This window comes from Lysinibacillus sp. NPDC092081 (assembly GCF_044755845.1).
Classification (GTDB): domain Bacteria; phylum Bacillota; class Bacilli; order Bacillales_A; family Planococcaceae; genus Lysinibacillus.
In genome coordinates this window covers 404,675-427,984 of the sequence record NZ_JBIVRU010000001.1, presented here as the reverse complement: position 1 = coordinate 427,984, position 23,310 = coordinate 404,675, and the positions used below count along the sequence as shown (strand labels likewise).

The 23,310-nt window shown below is 34.4% G+C and carries 27 protein-coding genes and 2 pseudogenes; 19 read left to right on the top strand and 10 right to left on the bottom strand.

From position 1 onward, the window contains the following. Positions 1-158 precede the first annotated feature (158 nt). Positions 159-224 (top strand): annotated as a pseudogene (locus tag ACIQLB_RS02255) (TetR/AcrR family transcriptional regulator); the annotation flags it as partial. Positions 225-272: 48 nt separating this feature from the next. Continuing rightward, entirely contained in the window at positions 273-701 is a 429-nt protein-coding gene (locus tag ACIQLB_RS02250; protein WP_400720326.1) for a TetR-like C-terminal domain-containing protein, read from the top strand. Positions 702-762: 61 nt separating this feature from the next. Here ACIQLB_RS02250 and ACIQLB_RS02245 read toward each other — a convergent pair whose 3' ends face one another. The 4 genes from ACIQLB_RS02245 to ACIQLB_RS02230 form a co-directional block, all read right to left on the bottom strand. After that, entirely contained in the window at positions 763-939 is a 177-nt protein-coding gene (locus ACIQLB_RS02245; protein ID WP_400720324.1) for a hypothetical protein, read from the bottom strand. 245 nt (positions 940-1,184) lie between these two features. Next, positions 1,185-1,559 (bottom strand): hypothetical protein, encoded by a 375-nt coding sequence (locus ACIQLB_RS02240; RefSeq protein WP_400720322.1) that lies wholly within the window; start codon positions 1,557-1,559, stop codon positions 1,185-1,187. Further along, positions 1,556-2,443 carry an ABC transporter ATP-binding protein gene (locus ACIQLB_RS02235; RefSeq protein ID WP_400721660.1) on the bottom strand — a complete coding sequence of 296 codons (888 nt, stop codon included), beginning with the start codon at positions 2,441-2,443 and terminating at the stop codon, positions 1,556-1,558. Before ACIQLB_RS02235 ends, ACIQLB_RS02240 begins: the two co-directional genes overlap by 4 nt. Positions 2,444-2,696: 253 nt before the next feature. Then, on the bottom strand, positions 2,697-3,596 hold the full coding sequence (locus tag ACIQLB_RS02230) for a hypothetical protein (RefSeq protein WP_400720320.1): 900 nt from the start codon (positions 3,594-3,596) through the stop codon (positions 2,697-2,699). Between the two features lie 224 nt (positions 3,597-3,820). Here ACIQLB_RS02230 and ACIQLB_RS02225 point away from each other — a divergent pair, with 224 nt between their 5' ends. The 4 genes from ACIQLB_RS02225 to ACIQLB_RS02210 all read left to right on the top strand — a co-directional run bounded on the left by ACIQLB_RS02225 (position 3,821) and on the right by ACIQLB_RS02210 (position 7,401). Further along, positions 3,821-4,393 carry a class I SAM-dependent methyltransferase gene (locus ACIQLB_RS02225; protein ID WP_400720318.1) on the top strand — a complete coding sequence of 191 codons (573 nt, stop codon included), beginning with the start codon at positions 3,821-3,823 and terminating at the stop codon, positions 4,391-4,393. After that, positions 4,393-4,986 (top strand): DedA family protein, encoded by a 594-nt coding sequence (locus ACIQLB_RS02220; protein ID WP_400720316.1) that lies wholly within the window; start codon positions 4,393-4,395, stop codon positions 4,984-4,986. Before ACIQLB_RS02225 ends, ACIQLB_RS02220 begins: the two co-directional genes overlap by 1 nt. 212 nt (positions 4,987-5,198) lie before the next feature. Then, the gene (locus ACIQLB_RS02215; RefSeq protein ID WP_400720314.1) at positions 5,199-5,900 is read left to right on the top strand and encodes a response regulator transcription factor; all 702 of its coding nucleotides are present in this window, start codon (positions 5,199-5,201) and stop codon (positions 5,898-5,900) included. Continuing rightward, positions 5,884-7,401, top strand: coding sequence for a sensor histidine kinase (locus tag ACIQLB_RS02210; RefSeq protein WP_400720312.1), 1,518 nt, complete (start codon positions 5,884-5,886; stop codon positions 7,399-7,401). Before ACIQLB_RS02215 ends, ACIQLB_RS02210 begins: the two co-directional genes overlap by 17 nt. Before the next feature lie 38 nt (positions 7,402-7,439). Here the strand turns inward: ACIQLB_RS02210 and ACIQLB_RS02205 are convergent, their stop codons facing one another. Then, positions 7,440-7,748, bottom strand: a complete 309-nt coding sequence (locus ACIQLB_RS02205; protein WP_400720310.1) for a hypothetical protein — start codon at positions 7,746-7,748, stop codon at positions 7,440-7,442. 98 nt (positions 7,749-7,846) lie between these two features. After that, complete coding sequence (locus ACIQLB_RS02200; protein WP_400720308.1) at positions 7,847-8,725, bottom strand: LysR family transcriptional regulator; 879 nt, start codon at positions 8,723-8,725, stop codon at positions 7,847-7,849. A gap of 103 nt (positions 8,726-8,828) precedes the next feature. Here ACIQLB_RS02200 and ACIQLB_RS02195 point away from each other — a divergent pair, with 103 nt between their 5' ends. Then, positions 8,829-10,016 carry a YbfB/YjiJ family MFS transporter gene (locus ACIQLB_RS02195; protein WP_400720306.1) on the top strand — a complete coding sequence of 396 codons (1,188 nt, stop codon included), beginning with the start codon at positions 8,829-8,831 and terminating at the stop codon, positions 10,014-10,016. Positions 10,017-10,069: 53 nt separating this feature from the next. On the opposite strand, the gene ACIQLB_RS02190 is transcribed toward ACIQLB_RS02195, so the two are convergent. Together ACIQLB_RS02190 and ACIQLB_RS02185 are read right to left on the bottom strand one after the other, a co-directional pair. Beyond that, the gene (locus ACIQLB_RS02190; protein WP_400720304.1) at positions 10,070-10,930 is read right to left on the bottom strand and encodes a YitT family protein; all 861 of its coding nucleotides are present in this window, start codon (positions 10,928-10,930) and stop codon (positions 10,070-10,072) included. A 34-nt stretch (positions 10,931-10,964) separates the two neighbouring features. Continuing rightward, positions 10,965-11,510, bottom strand: coding sequence for a helix-turn-helix domain-containing protein (locus ACIQLB_RS02185; protein WP_400720302.1), 546 nt, complete (start codon positions 11,508-11,510; stop codon positions 10,965-10,967). A 177-nt stretch (positions 11,511-11,687) separates the two neighbouring features. On the opposite strand from ACIQLB_RS02185, the gene ACIQLB_RS02180 reads away from it, so the two are divergent. Genes ACIQLB_RS02180 through ACIQLB_RS02155 form a run of 6 tightly spaced genes read left to right on the top strand, consistent with a single transcriptional unit; the run spans position 11,688 to position 16,283 of the window. Continuing rightward, positions 11,688-11,939, top strand: coding sequence for a PLD nuclease N-terminal domain-containing protein (locus tag ACIQLB_RS02180; protein ID WP_400720300.1), 252 nt, complete (start codon positions 11,688-11,690; stop codon positions 11,937-11,939). Then, a complete protein-coding gene (locus ACIQLB_RS02175; protein ID WP_400720298.1) occupies positions 11,923-12,825 on the top strand; it encodes an ABC transporter ATP-binding protein in 903 nt (300 codons plus the stop codon). Before ACIQLB_RS02180 ends, ACIQLB_RS02175 begins: the two co-directional genes overlap by 17 nt. Before the next feature lie 4 nt (positions 12,826-12,829). Further along, a complete protein-coding gene (locus ACIQLB_RS02170; RefSeq protein WP_400720296.1) occupies positions 12,830-13,609 on the top strand; it encodes an ABC transporter permease in 780 nt (259 codons plus the stop codon). 19 nt (positions 13,610-13,628) lie between these two features. After that, positions 13,629-14,330: an ABC transporter ATP-binding protein gene (locus tag ACIQLB_RS02165; RefSeq protein ID WP_400720294.1), complete on the top strand. Its 702-nt coding sequence runs from the start codon at positions 13,629-13,631 to the stop codon at positions 14,328-14,330. Then, entirely contained in the window at positions 14,320-15,906 is a 1,587-nt protein-coding gene (locus tag ACIQLB_RS02160; protein WP_400720292.1) for a hypothetical protein, read from the top strand. Before ACIQLB_RS02165 ends, ACIQLB_RS02160 begins: the two co-directional genes overlap by 11 nt. Positions 15,907-15,908: 2 nt before the next feature. Next, positions 15,909-16,283, top strand: a complete 375-nt coding sequence (locus ACIQLB_RS02155; RefSeq protein WP_400721657.1) for a GntR family transcriptional regulator — start codon at positions 15,909-15,911, stop codon at positions 16,281-16,283. Positions 16,284-16,374: 91 nt separating this feature from the next. Here ACIQLB_RS02155 and ACIQLB_RS02150 read toward each other — a convergent pair. Then, positions 16,375-16,635: pseudogene (locus ACIQLB_RS02150) on the bottom strand (hypothetical protein); the annotation flags it as partial. Positions 16,636-17,145: 510 nt separating this feature from the next. Between ACIQLB_RS02150 and ACIQLB_RS02145 the strand changes: the two are divergent. From ACIQLB_RS02145 to ACIQLB_RS02120, 6 genes are all read left to right on the top strand, one after another. Beyond that, positions 17,146-17,823 carry a response regulator transcription factor gene (locus tag ACIQLB_RS02145; RefSeq protein ID WP_400720290.1) on the top strand — a complete coding sequence of 226 codons (678 nt, stop codon included), beginning with the start codon at positions 17,146-17,148 and terminating at the stop codon, positions 17,821-17,823. Between the two features lie 382 nt (positions 17,824-18,205). Beyond that, positions 18,206-19,237: a siderophore ABC transporter substrate-binding protein gene (locus ACIQLB_RS02140; RefSeq protein WP_400720288.1), complete on the top strand. Its 1,032-nt coding sequence runs from the start codon at positions 18,206-18,208 to the stop codon at positions 19,235-19,237. 18 nt (positions 19,238-19,255) lie between these two features. Then, positions 19,256-20,272 (top strand): ABC transporter permease, encoded by a 1,017-nt coding sequence (locus tag ACIQLB_RS02135; RefSeq protein ID WP_400720287.1) that lies wholly within the window; start codon positions 19,256-19,258, stop codon positions 20,270-20,272. Beyond that, entirely contained in the window at positions 20,269-21,333 is a 1,065-nt protein-coding gene (locus tag ACIQLB_RS02130; RefSeq protein ID WP_400720285.1) for an iron chelate uptake ABC transporter family permease subunit, read from the top strand. The genes ACIQLB_RS02135 and ACIQLB_RS02130 overlap by 4 nt, the downstream gene beginning before the upstream one ends. Continuing rightward, positions 21,330-22,082, top strand: coding sequence for an iron ABC transporter ATP-binding protein (locus ACIQLB_RS02125; RefSeq protein ID WP_400720283.1), 753 nt, complete (start codon positions 21,330-21,332; stop codon positions 22,080-22,082). The genes ACIQLB_RS02130 and ACIQLB_RS02125 overlap by 4 nt, the downstream gene beginning before the upstream one ends. A gap of 513 nt (positions 22,083-22,595) precedes the next feature. Continuing rightward, a complete protein-coding gene (locus tag ACIQLB_RS02120) occupies positions 22,596-22,796 on the top strand; it encodes a hypothetical protein (RefSeq protein ID WP_400720281.1) in 201 nt (66 codons plus the stop codon). Positions 22,797-22,929: 133 nt separating this feature from the next. Here ACIQLB_RS02120 and ACIQLB_RS02115 read toward each other — a convergent pair whose 3' ends face one another. Further along, complete coding sequence (locus tag ACIQLB_RS02115) at positions 22,930-23,121, bottom strand: hypothetical protein (RefSeq protein WP_400720279.1); 192 nt, start codon at positions 23,119-23,121, stop codon at positions 22,930-22,932. Positions 23,122-23,310 lie beyond the last annotated feature (189 nt).

The following is a 23,310-nucleotide window of genomic DNA, read 5'->3' as shown; positions in this document are numbered from 1 at the left end:
TAATTTACTAACACTATTTGACCTTGTTGTGATCATTGAGGTAACTATATAACAACATTGCTAAAGACTAGAATAAAGTGATAAACAATGGAGGTTCTATATGTCTATTCATAAAATGATGAATTTTGAAACAAAACAATGTATAAAAAAATGCATTAATTAAGCAAATAGAGGAAGTAGGTTTTGAACGTGTAACAGTAAAAAATCTAGCTTCTACAGCAAACATTAATCGAGGAACTTTCTATTTACATTATAAGGATAAATATGAAGTAATGGAGGATTTACAGCGGGAGTTATTAAATGAACTAGAAAGCTGTGTGAAAAATGTTCAACCGCTAGATGCCTTTCATACGATAAAAACAGTTCAACTGTATCAGCCATTTATCGAAGTGTTTAAATGTATTGAAGAGCATGCAACGGCATTTCGAGTAATTTTAGGGGAGCAGGGGAGCCCCGCCTTTAGCAAGAGGATGAAGAAAGTTTTTAGTAATCATATTTTAGACAGACTCTCTGTTATTCGAGAAGAAGGACTTGATCCAGAATTCCAACGATATTTTGAAGCTTTTTTAACTTCCGCGATTTTAGGTGTTATTCAAGAGTGGCTAGACAGTGAAGATGAGAGTTTAAACATAGAGGAGTTAGCAATGATTCATTATCGTTTATTACGGTTCCTTGGTAATTTGGCATCTTTGCAGCAATAAATTTTAACAAAGATTGAATCTGCTTGCTCCATGCTAGGAAGCAGATTTTTACGTTTAACATTTATAAATACAAATCACGTTTAACAAAAACACGAATAGCCAGCATATAGCATAGCATCCCAATTAAAAATAATGCCCCTAGCATCCAAATAGACGAGCTATTTTGAGTCATTAATTTTTCAGGTGAAAACAATGAGTAGATGGTGAAGTACTGTAGCTTTCCTAAAGCACCACCCATATTACTAAGCGCCTGAATTAAATAAAATAGAATAGGAATTCCTGTACTATACGCATAAGAGGTTCTTACATCCTTGCTACTGCAGGATACAAAAAAGCAATAGCCACTAATGGCAAAGTGTAAGAAAAAAAGACCGATATTTAAAGTCAAAAAAGCACTTATATCCAATTCATTTGGAAATAGAATCCCTGAAAATATGATGGCTATCAAAGTTGTTACCGTGAGCAGAATAAAGGTACTAGTAACTAAAAAAATACTTGTGTGAAGACAATTTTAAAACGTGTATTCGGTGTCGCAATTAGGTATGCCATGGAACCATTATCGATATAGCTCATCATTAGTTTATTTGCCGACATAATGATGAAAACTAACGGTAGAATAAGCAATAAAAATCCATACAAATAGGTTGATAGAAATTCAATTAACGTATTACCTATGTTACTCATACCAAATGCTGACATCAATTCAGGCATTGTTTCGGTAAGCTTATTAAGAGTATTGCTCATCTCAGGGTTATACATATAGACAATACTAATGATATAGAGCATTAATACAGCAAGTATGATACAAAAAAGTTTAACTGTAGCTAGCACCTCATGTTTTAGCAAAGTTAAGTTCATGATTCTGTACCTCCTCTTTCGTAGTAATGCATGAATATATCTTCAAGTGATTGAGAAATGATATCGAGGTCATTAATTTTATAGTCTGCTAATGTATGAAGTAATGTTTGGACATTACCCCGAACTTTTACAATTGCTTGTGTTGGCCCAGTCTGTTCAATTTTAAGTGGTTCTCCTAAGAAACGAGAGAGCTCTTGTTCGCTTTGAAATTCAATTAAAAACTTTTTAGATTTTCGCTTTTTTAAGTCAGCAATTGTTTCCGTTGCAACAATTTTACCAGCATTTAGTATCGCTACACGGTCACAAGTTTTTTCAATTTCTTCAATCATATGAGAGGACATGAATATGGTCGTTCCTTTTTCTTTTTCAGCTAAAATAAAATCGATAAACTTTGTTTGGATAAGAGGATCTAATCCACTTGTCGGTTCATCTAGAATGACTATCTCAGGGTTATGCATAAATGCGCAAATTAGCCCAGTTTTTTGCTTCATACCCTTTGACATTTTCTTAATAAGACCAGTGGCATTTAATTCGAAGTATTCCATAAGTTCATATGCTCTTGTTAAATCATGTAACCCTCTCATTTGGGCAATAAATTTGATAAATTGTTGTCCAGTCATTTTATCGATAAACGCAATTTCACCAGGTAAATAGCCTACGAATTGTTGAATTTCAGCCGTAGAGTAGCGACAATCCAATCCTTTTATGAAACACTGTCCTTCTGTGGGCTGTAGGAAGCCCATTAAATGCCGTATTGTTGTAGATTTCCCAGCACCATTTGGACCTAAAAGTCCGAACACTTCACCTTTTTCAATTTGTAAGTTCACATTCTGTACACTATAAAAATCCCCAAACTTTTTAGTTAAATTATTGACCTCGATCATTGTCATACAATTCACCCCTTGGACTGCTCTTTATAATGATTATAAGACTAATTTTTAAAAAATAAATGACTATAAAGTGAAACTCTAATCAGAGGGGGTTGCATCCCCATTGATTATTAGATTTCACCAATGGGCTTTTACGGGCAGTAAATGCGGTATAAAAAAAGAACATGAACGGCTTCTTTAAAAAAGACTCCTTCATGTTCTCCGCCTAGTGATTACAATTAAACATGTAGTATCAGCTTGAAGATAGTTATTCTCCATAATAATTATTCAGTGCTACTTCTAAACGCTCTTCTAGGTGCTTCGAAATATAGCTCAACACAAATTGCTCCTTTTCCATCTCAATTTGAGAGGAACGAAAAGTTTTTCTGAAAAAGCCTGCCTTATTTTCCGTTGCAAATTGCTGTAATGCTTCTGTTCGTAATGTCGACACTATTTCATTTTCAATATGACGCTCACGAATTTTTTGAACAATATCCTTTACGCTACGCTCTTGCAGTTCTGAAATTTGTTTTTGTAGATTTTCATTTTCTAGTTTAAGTTCAGCTGTTTCTTTTTGAATTTCTTCTACTTGAAGATTCGATTCTGAGGATACTAATTGAATGTTTTGTGCAAGAAAATCTTGATTGATTGTTACTTGTAAGGCTCCATGTTCTTCGTTTGGAAGAATATTAAAAAGTCCTGTCTGAATCATTTGCTGAAGAACATTTCCAAGAACATCAACTTTATTCGCTAAATCATCAGTGCCCATAGTTGTTGCAGTTATTTGGTGTTTGATAAGTTGACCGTTGTCATCAATTCCTAGTAAAAGTTTTAAGCCTTTGACGCGGTGTACATCTTTTAGTAGTAAAATCATGCGAAGTCTTAAGATGGCAGGAAGGTTCAAACGAATATTGGTGTTTGGGCTATTCGAAGCATTATCAAAAATATATTGTTCGAATGGTTTAATGTAATAACGAAGCATCGCATCCGTTATGTCAAACCAACCTGCGACTTCTGAAATAGAATAATGATCTGATTCTTCAATTATTGCTAAATATCCGTCATTATAAAGTATTTCTTCTAAAGGCGTATTTTGTATTATGACAAACAATGGGTCATGTTGTACAACTCCGAGTACCATTTCTTTTGCATCATTTAGTTTAAGCATCCTTTTACACCCCACTTTATTTTTCCGTATAACTCTATATAGGTTTCTATTCTACTGGAAGCAATTGTATGACTATTTTGTATAGGAAATAATTATTAGAACCAAGGACCTGAAAACCTTTTCTGACTCTTAAGAAAAATTTAAGAAATCTCCTCGCAATTCTTTAAGAAATGCCTTTTATAGTAAAAGTATCTAGTAATTACTCATGATCGGGGAGAAAATTTATGCAATTAATAACGTTCCTTACTGAATTTATAAAACATCCAAAAACTATAGGTGCGATTTCACCTAGTTCAAAAAAATTAGCCAAAAAAATGGTCGAAACTATATGTTTTGAAAATACCCAATGTATTGTTGAACTAGGTCCAGGTACAGGTTCATTTACGAAAGAATTAATGAAAAGAAAAGAGCAGTCAACAAAGTTAATTCTTATTGAAAATAATGAGATTTTTTGTGAAAAGCTACGTGAACAATTTGAGCATGAGCCGAGTGTAATCGTTATACATGGATCAGCTGAGAATTTATGCATGTATATGTCAGCATTAAATATCGAAAAAATTGACTATGTCGTTTCGGGGTTACCTTTCACATCTTTGGATCCTGCCGTTTCCTCACGTATTTTACGGAATGTAAAAGAATGTTTAAAGGACGGAAAATTTATTACATTCCAATATTCACTTGTGAGGAAATCCTTTATCCAAAAATATTTTGAGGATATTTCACATGAAAAAGTATGGATTAATTTGCCGCCTGCCTATGTGCTTAGCTGCAAACTTGGAAATGTGAGGGCTAGTTAATGGGGCTACAGGATCTTTTATCATATATCGAACAATATGGTTATTTTGCTTTATTTTTCAGTTTATGGTTAGGAATTGTGGGTATGCCACTCCCTGATGAGATGATCGTTATGAGCGGTGGGTTTCTATCTTCATTAGAAAAAATGAGTGTGCTGAAAGCTTTTTTAATAACTTATCTTGGTGCAGTTTCAGGACTTTCCTTAGGATTTATCCTTGGTAAAGTGTTTGGCCATAAAATACTTGATAAATTGGTGAAAAAGAAAAAGGCTAAGTATTTATTAAAGTCAAAAGAACTAATAGATAGGTATGGTCATTTTGCTTTAGTTATAAGTTATTTCATACCAATCGTGAGACATATACTTCCATACTTAGTAGGTATGAATAACATGTCATTTAAAAAATACGCTTTGTATTACTACTCAGCAGGTTTTGTTTGGACATTGATTTACTTTACACTTGGTTTGTTCTTTGGGAAACATATCGAAAATATTTCCATGCTAGCAACAAAATACGGTATATATTTTGGCGCTTTCGTCGGAATTGTAGGATGTTTTTATTATTTTTATACACGAAGATTAAAGTCGGTTGCGTAGAATGTTTTATTATTTTTATATACGAAAAATAAAAAAATAGTTAAAATTAGGAACTATAAATATTGATAGGAAATATATTGAATAAATAGGTAGATTACCGTTCCGACTGACGCCCCCTGGAAAGCGCTCAGTCGGAACGGTAATCTACCCCACGTTATAGTTCTGATTAATATACCTGATAGTTTAATATACTTTGAAATTGGTGGGATTACATGACTAAAGAAACAATACTTATAGTTGATGATGAAAAAGAGATTAGAAATCTTATTGCTATTTATTTGAAAAATGAAGGTTACGATATTCTAGAAGCAAGTGATGGAGAGGAGGGCTTAAGTCTTTTAAAGAAACATAAAGTACATTTAATTGTCCTAGATATTATGATGCCGAATGTGGATGGCATTGAAATGTGTATGAAGGTAAGGGAAATAGCCGAGATGCCAATTATTATGCTGTCAGCAAAGTCTCAGGATATGGATAAAATCGTTGGATTATCATTAGGGGCAGATGATTATGTCACAAAGCCCTTTAACCCTTTAGAGCTAATAGCGCGCATAAAATCTCAGCTTCGTAGATATCTCAAAATGAATCGATTAGATAGGATGAACGAAAATGAGATAGAAATTGGTGATATGCGAATCAGTACCGACACACATGAAGTAATCGTCAACAATGAAAAGGTAAAGCTTACGCCAAGGGAGTTTTCAATTCTTGAGTTACTTGCAAGAAATCAAGGCATAGTGATGAGCGCTGAGCAGATTTATGAAAAGGTTTGGAAGGAAGAGGCTATACAGTCTGAAAACACGGTAATGGTACATATACGTAAAATTCGAGAAAGAATTGAGACAAATCCAAGAAATCCTCAATATATTAAAACCGTATGGGGAGTAGGTTATAAAATTGAGAAAGATCATTAAGCCAATCAAATACTTACTAAGCAAACTTAAAATACTTAGAGTGAATTCCATAACAAAAATTCGGGAAAGTATCAGAATTCAACTTTTAACAACGTTTATTCTTTGTGCATTTCTCGGTTTACTTGTTGCACGAGCTACTCTGCCGTTTTTTGGGAATATCAATGAAACAATTTCTATTGACTATAGTGCAGGTATGCAACAAATAAATTTTCAAGCGCAGCATGCGGCAGATTTGGCTGTCAGTGAAAATAGTGCCGAAGCTTTACAGCAAATGATTGAAAATGAAAATGTAAAGATGGAAATGAAACAGAGTGCTTTGAAAGTGTTAGTTACCGATGAGCGCGGGAAGGTTTTGTATAAATCAAAGCAAGCGGAAGAGGAACAAATTGATTTGCATAATAAGATTCGTCATGTAATGGATTTTGCAATCAACCATCCACTTTATAATTATGATATACCGCCAGTCGAGGTATCGCGGCAAGAATTTATAGCCTTTTATCCACTAACGATAGAAGATAAAGATTTTTATTTATTTGTCAGTGGTATTCCAGAAGGTGTAGTGATTACAAAAACATCAGAGGGTCCTATGCCTGCATTAATTGGAATTGCTTTTTTTACCTTTTCATTCTTCTACATAACAAAACGAAAAATGCAACAAATAGAGGCGTTGGCAAAGGGGGTTAAGGAAATCGCAAAAGGAGATTTAACTTATCGAATTGAGAAAAAGGGAATAGATGAAATAGCTTTATTAACAGAGAACGTCAATCATATGGCTGAAGCAATTATGACAAATATAGAAATGGAACGAAGGATTGAAAAACAAAAAAATGAATTGATTACTAATGTATCACACGACCTTAGGACACCTCTTACCTCAATTATGGGCTATTTACGATTGTTAAGAGATGAAAGATACGACACGAAGGAGCAATATGATGAGTATTTAAAGATTGCTTTCTCAAAATCCGAACAGTTAAAAAACCTAATTGAGGATTTGTTTGAATATACGAAGCTAACGAATGATAGCATTGTCCTTGGGAAGCAGGAGGTATGTATGAATGAACTTCTCGATCAGTTAATTGAGGAGTTGATTCCGCAAGCGGAGGAAAACCATCGTACATTTATTAAAAATTTCTCAGAGGAGCGGATCTTTGCTACAGTAGATTCTGAAAAAATTGTCAGGGTTTTTGATAATTTATTAATAAATGCCATTAAATATAGTACAGGTGACGGCGAGATTTTTGTTTCTCTTGAAAGAAAAGAAAGTAATGTTCAAATCTGTGTCGCGAATGAAAGTGATGAATTTACATCCGAAGAGCTAATGAGCTTATTTGAACGATTTTATAAAAAAGATCAATCCAGAACAAGTGTAGCGGAAGGTTCAGGACTTGGACTGGCTATAGCGAAGAACATTGTAGAACTACATGGTGGCAAAATTGACGCGAAGTATAAGGATGGTATGTTGCAGTTTATCATCGAACTTCCTGTTACAGCTTTATAAAAAATAGAAAGGTAGCGTTAGAGCAATGCTACCTTTTTTTATGGGCGAATTAGTTGTTCAATAGTGAGAATATGATTGGCATTAGAGTGGGGGAGGCTCTTTTGTAAGTGCATAAAATTACTTTTGTCCTTAATAATAATTTGAATTTCTGTATAGCTATATTGTTTTTGAACTTCTTGAACATATTCTGTAATTTTCAATAAATGACGTGGGTCTTTTATTTCTACTTCTACAAAAAAGGGCAGCGTTAATTGATGTAAACTTAAGCAACCGCGACGAATCCAAATCGCTTCATTGTCGTAATATCGGATAGGTAATTGTCGATTACTTGCGATAAATAAGTCCATTTATTTCTCCTTTTTTATATCTTTATGTTAAAAGTGGAAAAGATGGATAGCCCACCTCAAAGCGTGGATAGCACCGTCAAAAAGATAGATAACCTTCTTCAAACCGAAGAATATTCGTATGCATCAATCGTCTCTAGAAAATATTTTAGTGCAGGTGATTGTACTTCGTCATTGCGATAAATAAACCAAGTCGGGATTTGAGCCTGCTTTTTTGCTAGTATGTGCATCGACAGTGACTGAATATCCATATATTTTTGAGCGATTGCACGTGGCAGTAATGTTACACCTAGCCCAGCAGCAACGCAGCCAATAATTCCGTCGAGGGTGCCAAATTCCATACGCTTTTGTGGTTGCACACCGCCTTCACGCAACCAATGCTCCCAAATCGCTCTATATGAGCAGCCATGAGGAAAAGTAATAAATGTGCTGTTCTCTAAATCCCGTTGGCTATCAATTCGTTTATGTTTGCTAGATGTGATGACAACAAGCTCCTCACAAACAAATTCCTTCGCAAGGATATTTTCTTTATAAACGGGTCCATTTACAAACGCACCATCTAATTCATAGTTTTCTAGCCGTTCGATATTTTGTTGAGATGGACTTGTCAATATAGTGATATCCACCTGATCATAGGCTTTGTGGAAAGTAGTTAACAAGGCAGGTAAGTGCAATGCCGCAGTCGTTTCCATTGAACCAATTCGTAAAAGTCCTCTATTTTCCTCTGTATCCTGAAGTATTTCAAAGGATTTTTCATAGAGATGTAGCATTTTTAATACCATTTCATAAAACTGTTCTCCCTTTGGTGTCAATCGGATACCTCGATGCCCTCGATAAAAAAAGGTTGTTTGATACATGGCCTCAAGATTTTGTATTTTCATAGAGATGTTGGATTGGGTGTAATTAAGCTCTGAAGCAGCCTTGGAGAAGCTACCTGTTTGCACGACTGTTCGAAAAATTAAGAGATCATTAATAGTCATATGTTCCCTCCAGCCATCAATTTATTTGATATCTATTATAACGAATTTGGGCTATTTGTGATATCTGAATTTTCGTTATAGTGAGAGGGAGGGGAGGGAAAATATGCACAAGCAGACAGTTCAATATTTAGTAGGAGGTATTTTTTCACTAGTTATTGCTATGAGTATTGGTCGTTTTTCCTATACGGTGATCTTGCCGTATATGCAAGATACTTTTGCCTTTAGTCGTGCCACAGCAGGTTTTCTAGCAACGAGTAATTATTTAGGATACTTAGTAGGGGCATTGGTGGCTGGTCGTTTACAAATAGGAGATAAACGTATTCCTTTTTTACAAATAGCACTCGTTATGAGTATTTTGACAACGGCTATGATGGGCTTTACAGATGCTATTATCGCATGGTATGTACTTCGTTTTATTTCGGGTGTAATGAGTGCGTCGATCTTTGTAGTTGCTGCTAGCCTTGTACTCGATCAGTTAGCAGGGAATGGTAAAGCGCATTTATCAGGGCTTTTTTATAGCGGGGTAGGTACAGGAATTGCCTTAAGTGCGGTTATTGTGTCACCTATACATGCAATGTTTGATTGGGATGGAACATGGATTGCTTTGGCGTTATTTAGTGTCATATTGCTTGTATTCATCGTATTGTTCATAAAGCCAATTACTCAACAATATACACAACAGAAGCCAAGTCAAACAGTAGCGTCACAAAAAGTTCCACCTACGACATGGATGAAGTGGCTCATTTTAGCTTATAGGTTCGAGGGCCTTGGCTATATTGTCACAGGAACATTTATCGTGTCAATCGCAGAAGAATCAACAAACTTTCATGGTGATGCTAGCTTTGTATGGTTTGTTGTCGGGATTGCAGCGATTCCATCCTGCATTGTTTGGTCTAAGCTGGCACAGCGATACGGTTACGTGAGAACATTATTGATTTCCATGCTAATTCAAGGTTTAGGAATTGTTTTACCAGCGTTTGCGACTAATACAATGACACTTTATACAAGTGCCTTCATTTTTGGAGCAACTTTTATGGGAATTACTACAGTAGCTACAACGTTAGCAAGACAAATAGTGCCTGTGAACAGTCACAAAATATTAGGTTACCTAACTGCTGGTTATGCTTTGGGACAAATGTTAGGTCCTTCACTTGCAGGAGCATTAGCCAATTATACGAATAGCTATCAGTATGCCTTATTTGGAGCAACAGCCGTTGTAGTAGTAGGAGCGTTATGTCTTATTAATGGATTAAAATATGAAAAAGTGAAAGTCGGAGAGCTAGCGACGTAAATAAATAGACAAAAAAAGTAAGTAAGTCTACGAGCGACTTACTTACTTTTGTTTTAGTGAATATCACGCTTTTTGAAGTTCCCACCACGTACCTCTGAAACATCAGAAATAACTATGAAGGCACTTTCATCAATATCTTTAATAATCGATACAAGTTTATTTTCTTCCATACGGTTAATAACACAGTTTAATATATCAGTTGGTTCATTGGAAAAACCGCCACGCCCTTTTGTATATGTAACACCACGTCCTAAACGAGCTTGGATCGCATCACCAATATCCTCTGATTTTGCACTGACAACACGAACATCTTTTGATTTTTCTAAACCATCTTGGATAATATCGATTACGTTTTTTGCAATAAAGTATGTTAAAGCTGAGTATAGTGCGCTCTCTAAGCCAAAAATAAAACTTGCCCCTAAGAAAATAAAGGCATTAATAAATAATATAATATCCCCGACTGAAAACGGAACCTTACGTGAAAGTAACACGGCTAAAATTTCAGAGCCATCCAAAGCGCCACCGTTACGTAAGACAATCCCAATCCCAACACCTAGTAGCATACCACCAGATAAAACAATTAATAGTGGATCATTTGGACCTAAAATTGTTTTAACATCATGCATAAGCACTGTGGAAATAGATAGAGCTGCAATCCCAGCAGTACTCATCAATGCAAAAGTTTTACCTACTTGCTTGTAGCCAATCCAAATAAAAGGAATGTTTAATACAAAGAGCAGTACGCCTAATGGAATACCAAAAAGGTGTGCGCCCATAATACTAAGCCCCGTCACGCCACCATCAATGACATCGTTCGGAATTAATACCGCTTCTAGTCCATATGCTGCGATGATGGCACCAATTATAATCATGATAAATTTTCGTGTGTTTTCAACTGACTTTCTTTTTTTCATAAATCTTCTCCATTTCTTTACGTAAAAATCATACTTAAGGTTTTGGAATAATATTTATAGCTATTGTTTTTGTTTCAGTATCTGTCTCTTTTTTAGAGTCGGCCATATTATAGTATTTATTGATTAAATCGTTTAATTCATTTTCAAAGTTCTTGAATTGATCCTTCGTTAACTTAAAATCAATAAGCGAAAAAGTTGCTAAATCTGCAAGTCTTTCTTCTTCATCAAGTGAATCTAAATAATTTTGATATTGAGATAGCAAAGCTAATTGATAGTAGGAAACGTAATTTAATTTTTGTTTGATTGTTAGTTGTGTCCAATCCTCCTTACTAAGTTTTGCTGCTCCTTCATTTACTGCATAAAATTTTTCTGTAACAGAACGTACTTTTCGCTCTTTCACAATTTTAATGATGTTTTCATCCACTAAAATTTGGATGTGACGATACAAAGTAGCTTGAGGTACATCCTTAATAACAGAAATCATCTCCAAAGTGCTTAAGCCTTCTTCTTTATCGTGCATGAGAGCTTGTAAAATTTTCATTCTCACAGGGTGCATTAAAACTTCTGCTTTATTCCGCATAAAACGATCCTCCTATCTGATGGAATCAAGGGAAGCAATCAAATGTTATCAATATGAGAACATTATCAATAAATATACTATATATTTTTTTTACAGATGTACAGTAGAAAGGTAATGAAATTTTTTACATCTTCTGTTATCATTATCAATAATGATAATGAATAGGAGGTTTTAGGAATGAAATTACACTATGGTTTTGATGAGTTAAGCCAACTGGATTGGGCAAGCATACTTCCAATCATTTTGCCATTTATATTCGTAGGATTTGTTCTAATCATTGTTGCTTTATTCGATCTATATCGGCACCGAGATACGAGAGAAAACATACTGATGTGGACAATTATTATTTTGTTCTTTAACTCAATTGGTTCTGTTCTATACTTCATTATTGGTAGGAAGGAGGGAAATAAACGTGCGCTTAGAGATTAAAAATATTACGAAAAAGTTTAAACAAAAAACAGCCGTGAATGATTTTTCAATGGTCATTGATGCGAATGAGTGTGTCGGGTTAATTGGACCAAATGGAGCAGGGAAATCAACATTAATTCAAATCATTGCCGACATTCTGATTGCAGACAAAGGTGAAGTTCTTCTTGATGGTCAAAAGATTTCAACGATGAAAAATCACATTGGTTATTTACCTCAGTATCCTAATTTTTTCTCATGGATGACAGCATTTGAAACATTGTCCTTTATGGGAACACTTTCAGGCATATCAAAAAATGAATTGCAGAAAGAAATTCCATTACTTTTAGAAAAGGTGGGCTTAGGGAAAGAAGCACATATTCATGTCGGGACATTTTCAGGTGGTATGAAGCAACGCCTTGGCATTGCACAAGCATTGTTGCATAAGCCAGCTTTAATGATTATGGATGAACCGGTATCAGCGCTAGATCCAATAGGGAGAAGAGAAGTGTTAAATCTATTAAAAGAGATAAAAAAAGAAACGACCATTTTATTATCAACGCACATATTGAGCGATGCGGAGGAAATTTGTGAGCGTTTTGTGATGATTAAAAATGGTCACAAAATAGAGGATGCTACAAAATCAGAGTTGCTTAAGCGCCATCAAGAATCAGCTATCTTTTTAATGATTCGAAAGGCAGATTTTCAATGGTTAACAAAGGTTGAACAATTACCATATGTGAAGAAAATCGAAAGCTGTGGAGATGGCTTCAAAATACACGTTAAAAATTTGGAAACAGATGCTAATCGACTAATACAGCATGGATTAGATTCAAAAGTGATATTTACTAAATTTGAAGTGGGTATTCAAGACAATCTAGAAGAAATATTTTTAGAATTGGTGGTGTAAGAGAATGAGTGCTTTTATTGCATTAAGCAAAAAAGAAGTACAGCAAATGGCAAGGGAGTTTAAAATATTTTGGCTCCCAATCGTATTTATTTTACTAGGGCTAACTCAACCGATTATGATGTATTATTTACCTGTTATTTTACAATCAGCCGGTGGTGTTCAAGGTATAATAATTGATCCTACGATGGCAAAGCCTGTGGGACAGGAGGTACTTGCCTCAACATTAAATTCACAGTTTGATCAGCTCGGCATTATTATTCTGGTCGTTGCCACTATGGGTATTATTCAAGGGGAAAAAGCAAATGGCATGATGGCATTTATTCTAACAAGGCCAGTTTCGATAGCATCTTATTTGAATAGTAAAATCATCATTCATTATATATTGGCTGTTATATGTATAGCTCTTGGCTATGGGGTATCTTACGGCTATTCAGCGTATTTATTTACAACTGTTCCTGTGGCACAAGCTATGTGGGCTTTAGCGTTCTATTGTGTTTGGCTGTTATTCATCATAACGTTTGTTGCGATGATGAGTACATTTTTTAACAGTGCTGCATTTATTGCATTAATAAGTATCGTTGTCCTATTAATCTGTCGTTTTATCGCGGGATTACATCCATTAATAGACATTGTTAATCCTGCTAGTAATAGTATGTATGCAACAAATATTCTAATGTCGGGTGATGTGGGATCTTGGTATGGCATCAATATTGTAGTAACGCTGCTGTTAGTTTTATTGATGCTCATTACTATGCAAAGTTTCATTGTGAAAAAGAAATTTTAAATGAAATAAGGTGATGGAATTGTTATCGATACAAAATTTACAGAAATCGTATGGGGAGCATGAGGTTTTAAAAGGTGTAGAGTTAACAATAGAAAAGGGAGAAATACTGGCGTTTGTTGGTGGGAATGGTGCAGGTAAAACAACGACATTAAATTGTATTGCTGGATTAGTAGAACAGGATTGCGGAAAAATAATGATTAATAATATTGTGAAATCACAGTCATTCGAATATAAAAAGCAATTTTATTTTATACCGGATACGATTCATGTATTTCCAAATATAGCTGCATATGATTGGATACATTTTGTTTTGAAACTGTATGAAAAAACTGATGATGAAAAGCTACAAAACTTCATTAACATCTTTGGCATGGAAAAAAGTATTTATAAACCGATGGGAACGTATTCTTATGGAATGCTTCATAAGATTGCGTTGATTACTGCTTTTACAATTAGTCCGCCTATCCTAATTATGGATGAGCCGATAAATGGCCTAGATCCACTAGCTGTCGTTGCTTTTAAAAATTGTATGAAAGAATACGTTGAGAAGGGTGGAACCGTTCTCTTTTCCACTCATCTGTTAGATGTTGCAGAGAAGATTTGTCAATTAATTTCGTTTTTAAAAGATGGAAAGATTGTCTTACATGATTGTGTTGAGAATTTGCTAGTCGATGGGAGTTTAGAGACTATTTTTATGGAGAAACAAACAAATGAAGGATAATATCCAATTAATCAAATTTTTTTTAACATCTTTTTATGTAAAGCCAAAGCAGCCAGTAATTCAAGTACTCCTATTGATTGCATTCATTTATGTAGCCACTCAGTATTTTGTGCTTACTCTCATTATCTACTTTATAGTGACCCCAGAGGAGTATTTATTTTATAATATTCTTCTTTCAAATGGTGTGACATATATATTGATTTCATATTTTGCCATTTCGGTAGTGTTTAGTCAAAGTGATTTTGCTATATTTGCTCATTTACCCATTTCTGCGAAGCGGGTTGTTATGTCGAAAATTATAAGTGGGGTAGCTTTACCGATAATGGCAGTAAGTATTCTATCAATACCTACATTTTTCATATTACTGATAGAGTTTAAGCTAGGTGTTGCTGTAGAATCCATTGCATTTTTACTTGTCATGAACGTTTTAATTGTATTGTTCCTGCTATTTATTTTGTCCCTTTTGAATCATTTTCGCAGTAATACATCCGTGTATTTGCTTGTTAGGATGACGCTTATAGTAGGTATTGGAATAAGTCCAATACTGTACTTTTTATTTAAAAATTATCATGCAATCAGCACTGCTTTATCAAAATTAGATGTTTCAACAATATCATCCTTAAGTGCTTCAATTTCAGATTTTCTCGGTACAGGTTATCGATTTGCAATGCAACAGTCAGTGGTGAAGACGCTTTTGCCATTGACTATTACAAAAAGTTTCATCTATTTCATCCTATTATTCTCACTATGTTATTTATTGTTTAAAGCAACTATAAAAATGATTGCTTCTAAGTATTATGAACATGGCTTGCTTGTAAGTAGAATAGAAAAAACGACCAAAGTTTGGGGGAGAAATATTCAAAGTAGTTTGTTCATTTATTTGCAACGGGAATATTGGATTATTCAGTCTGAACCATACTTTAAAATGCAAGCTATTTTAGGGATGATTTTAACGCCAATTTGTTCAATCATTTTTTTAATTCTAGTACAGACGAATATTATAAATTCTGAATGGATTGTTAACAATGAATCTTTTCTTTTTGTCTATATGGTTTTGTTCATGAGTTGTATGAACAATATTAGTGGAACTCCCTATTCAAGAGAGGGTAAATACTATGCATCTAGCATGACGTTGCCATTTGATCCACAAAAAATTTACATGGCAAAAGTTATGACTTCATCATGCATCGGCACAATATCGGTTGTAATAAGCTATAGTATTTATATGCTATTTGGTAGAGGAGATATTATCACGGGACTACATTTATTGATTACATTACTATTAGTCATTACGTATAATTTATTGTCTCCGCTTTATGATAGAAGGCATCCATTACTTGAATGGTCTAATCCATCTGAAGCAATAAAATCAAATCCTACAGTATTAATAAGCTTGCTATATGGATTACCATTATTGATTATTGTTGGGCTCCTCCATTTTAGCTTGCTTACTATTAAAATTTCTCCAGCGATGACAGCCATAATTATTTTAGTAATTGTCACTCTATGTACAGTTTCAGTAATCTATAAAAATTTCTTTGAAGGAAAGAATTTGAAGGGATACGTGAACAATTGAATGTGAAAATAGATCCAAAGAGTAATATTCCTTTTTATCAGCAGTTAACTCAGCAACTACTTATTGAAATAGCGACAGGAAATTTGAAAAATGGTGACTCATTGCCCTCCATTCGAGATTTAGCGGCTCAAACAAACCTCAATCTTCATACTGTTCATAAAAGCTATAAGGAGCTTCAAAAGAAGGGAATACTCTCTATAAAACCTAACTCAAAAGCAATTGTTAAGAAATCTGCTGAAGCAAAGGGGATTGACCTTCAACAAATTTCTACAAAGGTCGAACAAATAATGTGTGAAGCTTATGTTTTAGGTATTAGCGAACATCAACTACAGCAGATGTTTCATGAAAATTTGCTTAAATATTATAGTAAGCGTTAAGAAAGAAAGAGATGGCTTCAGCAATTTACAGAAGCCCTCTCTTTCTAATTAAGGCGAGAAATCACTAAAAGAGTTCCCTGCTTTTACAATATTATATTAAAAACACCGCCACGATGGTTGTAACCACAAGACCAATCGCCACGGGCAATAAATTACGCCTTGCAAGCTCGAAGGGGCTAACATTACAAATGGCAGCAGCCGGGATTAATGCCCAGGGAATGATTGTTCCTCCGCCAACAAAGATTGCTGTTATTTGTCCTAAAGCTGTTAAAGTTGCAGTACTGCCACCAATAGCATTACCGAACAAACTACCGACGGAACCTGCTAAGGAAATACCTGAGAAACCAGAGCCTATAAAAAATTATATAAGTCTATGTATGACTTTAGGTCAAAATATATTCATGGTGATTTAGATTTTGCTAGTAGTACTTACGTTGATACTTCAAGCCACCCAGAAAGATATTACGAGGAATTAGCTATCTCTACTGATTTTGCACTTCTTATACTTTATGCTTCCATTCAAGAATTAATAATTCAAGATTGGAAGGGTTTTTTGATTTTAATTGACAATGATAATCATTATCGGTATTGTGAAAGTATACTAGAATCCACATGTACACCTATTCGCATTCCAGCGGTTATTTGATTAATTTATACCAGCATGAAGATGCCTAATACACAAATGAGTGTGGTGTCGCGACGTTTAACCATATCCAATGCATTTTATACATATTTATTGTAAATTATCCCGAATTTATCCCGATAAGTTGTTATCTAGTTTTTTAGAAATTTAAGATTTATAAATCAGATATTCTTTTTTGTGATAAATTATTTTATGTAATGAAGTAGAGGTGAACCATAGGTGAAGCAGGTGTTGGTAATTAAGAATGAACGGTCATTAGCAAAGAAAATCGGAAGCGGTTTAAAGCAAGAAGGCTATTTCATTTTAACACTTCACAATGAAAACAAAGGTTTAAATATAGTATATGAGCAAGATTGGGATCTTATCATATTGGATTGGGATTCGTTAAGTATGTCTGGACCGGAAATTTGCAGACAAATAAGGGCCGTTAAAACGACCCCAATAATCATTGTGACCGACAATGTGTCCAGCAAGGATTGCATAGCAGGATTACAAGCAGGAGCAGATGATTATATAAGAAAACCATTTGTGAAAGAAGAATTAGTAGCAAGGATAAAAGTTATTTTAAGAAGAGGGGACGGTATCCAGCCAATCGAGACTGATTACTTTCGGTTTAAAGATCTCTTCGTTGATGCATCCCTCAATATTATGACAAAAGGTGGCGAAAATCTCCCGCTTACTAAGCGCGAATATGACCTACTTGTATTTTTAATCAAGAATAAAAATACAATATTGAGCCGTGAAATGCTTTTGAACCAGGTTTGGGGTTATGACGTAGCAGTAAATCCAAATGTAGTGGATTTATATATTGGGTATCTAAGAAAAAAGCTAAAGTGCGCGAAGAAAGACAGATATATTCAAACAATCCATGGCAGGGGCTATTCAATGATTGAATAGTAATAATAAGAATAGGTAAAGTACAGTTTGTCACAGTAATCAATATTAAACATAATCGAAAAATCACGAGTAAAAACAGTTTCAACCTGTTTTGCTCGTTTTTTTTATTCTATTAAATCTGATAACCAAACAGTCTATGGTAGATATTGAAGAGAGAGACGGAAACTATAAAAGTATTTTGTATCCAATCTATGCTTGAAAGCAACTTTCTTTATAAACTTATATCTTTCACAAGATTTTCACATAATTAAAGACTATACTATTTCACAGAACGACTAAATGAAAATGATTATCAATAGCGATTAGGATGGATAGTGAATACTATCCAATTCAATCTATAGACTTCATCATTTTCAAAATAAATTACATAAGGAGTATATGTATGAAGAAATCTATGTTTTTAAAATTAGTTGGAATTTTGGCAGTTTTGACTTTGATGTTAGCAGCTTGCTCAAGTAATAAAACTAATCAAGAGTCAAAGTCTAATGAAGATAATGGAAGCGAAGAGGTTGCTAAGCCTAAGACAGTTGAGATCACTGATGCCCATGGAACTGTTACTGTTCCTGTAAACCCAAAGAATGTAGTTGCTTTGGATAATAGAACTTTTGAAACTCTAGCAGATTGGAAAATTGAATTAGTGGCTGTTCCAAAGGATGTAATGCCTGCGGATTCACCATATGTAAAGGACGATTCAGTTAAAAATATTGGAAATCACCGCGAACCAAATCTTGAAATTATTGCAGCTGCAAACCCTGAACTTGTAATCGTCGGTCAAAGATTTGCTGGCTATTACGAAGAAATTAAAAAATTAGTGCCAAATGCAGTTGTTATTGACCTTAATGTAGATGTTTCTGAGGAAGCTGCTACGCCTGGGGAAAACTTAGTAAATGGACTTAAAAATGCTACAATTAATTTAGGGAAAATTTTCGATAAAAATGAAGAAGCTAAACAAGTGGTAGCTGATTTTGATAAAGTTATCGAAGATGCTAAATCTGCTTATAATGGAAAAGATAAAGTGATGAGTGTTATCGTTGGTGGTGGGGATATTGGTTTCTCAGCTCCTCATTCTGGACGTGTTTGGGGACCTATGTATGAAATTTTCGGTTGGGCTCCAGCATTAGAAGTTGCTGATTCTACATCAGATCATAAAGGTGATGAAGTTTCTGTTGAAGCTATTGCACAAAGTAATCCTGATTGGCTTTTCGTATTAGATCGTGATGCTGCAATATCTGGTGAAAAAGATGCAGTTCCTGCTCAAGATGTTATTGCTAACGCTCCTGCTCTTCAAAAAACAACTGCTGTTTCTAAAAAACATATTGTTTATGCGCCAGCAGATACTTACACAAATGAATCAATTCAGACTTATATAGAGTTGTTTGAAAACCTTGCAAATACTTTAGCTAAAGCTAAGTAATGTAAAGGAGTATAAAAAGTGCTGAAAAATGTAACTTCTAGGGTTGAGATAAATTCTCAACCCCAGTTTTATAACTACAATAAGATTTGGACAAAACCTTTTATATTAGCGATGATAGTTGTTATTATTTTAGGCATTATATCACTGTTTACTGGAGTTTATGATATACGTGGACAAGAGGATGGAATGGAGATGTTTTTCATCACTCGCGTTCCTAGAACAGTTGCATTAATGCTTACTGGAGCTGCAATGTCAATGGCAGGTCTCGTAATGCAACTGATTACACAAAATCGTTTTGTTGAACCTACTACAACAGGGACTATTGAGTGGTCAGGTTTAGGACTTCTTTTTGTTTATTTATTATTTCCTGCCCCGACTTTAGTTCTAAGAATGACTGGTGCAATCATTTTTTCTTTTATAGGAACTATGATTTTCTTTTTATTTTTAAGAAGAGTTAAACTTCGTTCGTCTTTAATTGTCCCGATTATAGGATTGATGCTTGGAGCAGTCATTTCTGCAGTATCTACCTTTTTTGGACTCTTTTTTCAAATGTCGCAAAGTATTGAAACTTGGTTTGTAGGTTCTTTTGCGGCTGTTCAGGTGGGAAGATATGAATATTTATGGCTAATTGTTATCGTTACTTTGTTTATTTTTATTTATGCTAATAGATTGACTTTAGCTGGACTAGGAGAAGATGTCGCAACAAGCCTTGGCGTTAATTACAACAGGATTGTTCTTTTTGGCACTGTTCTCATTTCTTTTGCAGTTGGAATTGTTGCAGCTGTTATTGGAAACTTACCTTTCTTGGGTTTAATAGTCCCAAACATTGTTTCAATGTTTAGAGGCGATGATCTTAGGAGTAATTTACCTTGGGTATGTTTGATAGGAATGGGGACTATAACTGCCTGTGACATAATTTCTCGAACAATTATAATGCCTTTTGAAGTACCTGTTTCTTTAATACTTGGAACAGTGGGTTCAGTCGTGTTTATTACCATTTTATTGAGACAAAGAAAACCAAGGAGGCGCCGATGAACACATTGGAAGATAGAAATAAAGAAAATGTCGAAATCGATTCTAGCCTTCATAATAAAAATAGATCAGCTAGGGCTTTTCGTTCTAAGAAGGAAGAAAGACGTTATTGGATTTTGTTAATAACATTGATTGCTTTGGGCATCCTTTCTTCATATGGACTTTTAGTTTATAACAATCCAGTTCCAGTAGATTCACCTTCTTTTATCCCAGTTGTTATGAGAAGGATCGTAGCTCTTGTTGCAATGATTATTGCTGCGGTTTGTCAGAGCTTGTCGACGGTTGCTTTCCAAACGATTACGAATAATAGGATTATCACTCCTTCGCTTTTAGGTTTCGAAGCACTTTACTCAACAATTCATACTAGTACAATATTTTTCTTTGGTGCTAGTGCATTGATAAATTTTACTGGGATTGGATCATTTTTATTTCAAGTTGTTGTTATGGTCATGATGAGTTTGATCCTTTATGGATGGCTACTTTCTGGTAAATACGGGAATTTACAACTTATGCTTTTAGTTGGAATTATTATGGGCACTGGGCTAAATTCTGTGTCAACTTTCATGAGAAGACTACTTGCGCCTTCTGAATTTGATATTTTACAGGCAAGATTGTTTGGTTCTGTGAACAATGCAGATTCTGCATATTTTCCTATTGTAATTCCTATGGTAATAATTGTAGCAATATTACTTCTTGCTCATTCTAAGAATCTAAATATATTGTCACTAGGAAAGGATGTTGCTACTTCTTTTGGAGTGAAATATCAATCTAGTGTAATTTATACGCTTGTCTTAGTTGCTATTTTGATGTCAATTTCAACAGCTTTAATTGGACCACTTACTTTCTATGGCTTTTTAGTAGCGACTTTGAGCTATCAGGCTGCGTCAACGTATGATCATAGATATATTTTCCCAATGGCTCTTGCTATAGGATTTTTGATATTAACGAGTGCATACTTTTTGATGTATCATGTATTCCATGCTCAAGGTGTAGTTTCGGTTATTATTGAATTATTTGGCGGAATAATATTTTTAACAGTAGTTTTAAGGAAGAGGGCTTTATGATAAAAATTGATAATGTTAAAAAGTTCTATACTGATGATGTGAAAATAGGACCTTTGAATATTGAAATACCAAAAGCGGGTTTTACTTCTTTAATTGGACCAAATGGCGCTGGAAAGTCTACGACACTTTTGATGATTGGAAGACTCTTGGATATGGAAGAAGGTCAAATTCAGGTGGCCAATATGGATGTTTCTGAAGCTAAATCAAAAGACTTAGCAAAAATTTTGACTATATTGCGACAAGAAAATCATTTTGTAACGAGGCTTACGATTAGACAACTAGTAGGGTTTGGACGATTTCCTTATTCAAAGGGGAGATTAACAAAAGAAGATGAGGCTATTATTTCTAAATATATCGATTTTTTAGACTTGACTGATTTAGAAGATCGATATTTAGATGAGCTTTCAGGTGGTCAAAGACAAAGGGCATATGTAGCAATGGTTTTATGCCAAGAGACTAAATATGTACTTTTGGACGAGCCTCTGAACAATCTTGATGTTGCTCGTTCTGTTCAAATGATGGAGCATTTGAGACGGGCAGCTAATGAATTTGGAAGAACAATTCTGACGGTTATGCATGATATAAATTTTGCAGCCAAATATTCTGATAGAATTTGTGCTATGAAAGATGGACAAATTGCAGCTTATGGAACAGTAGAAGAGGTTATGGACTCAAAAATTTTGACAGATATTTTTGAAACAAAAATAGAAATTATCGAAGGTCCTTATGGGCCAATAGCTGTTTATTAGTTACAAAGTTTTAAAAAAGAAGCATCTTAAAAAATGAGTATGCAAAAAAATTAAAAGAAAAAAGTTATTTACTGTAGCTTGCATAGATCATAACAGCTACTCTAGTTGAAGTTGCTGTCTGTATTCTACAGGCGGCAGCTTTTTCATATGTCATACAAGAAATTTAGTGATCTTAATGACCGTGGTCAAGAAATACTCAAACTATTTGATACAATTGAATCTAAACTAAATGAAGTTCTTGAGTTAGTTTAAGAAATAAAATTTGAAATGCTAAAGAGAACTATCCTTGAAAATGAAGATAAACTAAAATCTAATTAGAATTAAATCAGCCACATTAAATAAGAGTATGTTTTGAACAATCTTTTTCAAAACATGCTCTTTAGTTTTTTCAAATATCTAGGTTGATATCGTTAAATCCATTTCCTTATATTAAAAATTGGAATGAAGCTATACTTCAGAATAATTTATTTGAAAAATGGAAATGATTATGTGTAAATGGAGGGGGAATTAGTTATGGAATTTTATAAAGAAAAAGAAATCTACTGCTACAGTTGTCGTAAAAAGACCTTGTTTACATATAAAGATTTGCATAAAAAAAATGGAGTAGACAGTCACTGTAGTGAATGCTATGGAATTTGGTTTGAATGGCAAAATCGAGCAGTGGAGAGAGAAATGGAGAAATGGATTGAGTATAATAAAGGGCTCATTAATTAATTTAACTTCTTCAGCAAGTATTTTATGTAACGTAAGTGAAACGGCAGTTACAAATGTCTTTTGTAGCGAAAGCAAAGCGTCAGCTACAGAAGTCTCCCACCTCTAAGGGTGGAGAGATGAATGCGGTTTTATGTCACTTTTCAGCGAGTGTCCAAACATCCGCTGAAATAGAGGAATTCAGTCTAAGAACGCCACGTCCTGTGGCATTACCGAAATGACCGACCTCATGTGGGACCTCATGTTGTTGCCGCTGCCGCTTCGCTTTCGCGCAGATAAAACCCTTTTGCTGTCGCTTCGCTTTCGCACAGACACTGCGCTTTCGCACAAAAAACATCTGCAGGCCTAAGCACAAAGCTGTTTCCGGAAACAATTATGCCGAGGCATAATTGATTTGTTACGAATATAGGTGGGAATAAATTTTTATTTATGTTCATTTACTAAACGTATTACAACTATAAGAAAAATACATATAAAAAATGTCACAAAAAATAATAATAATCAGTACATTTAAAAG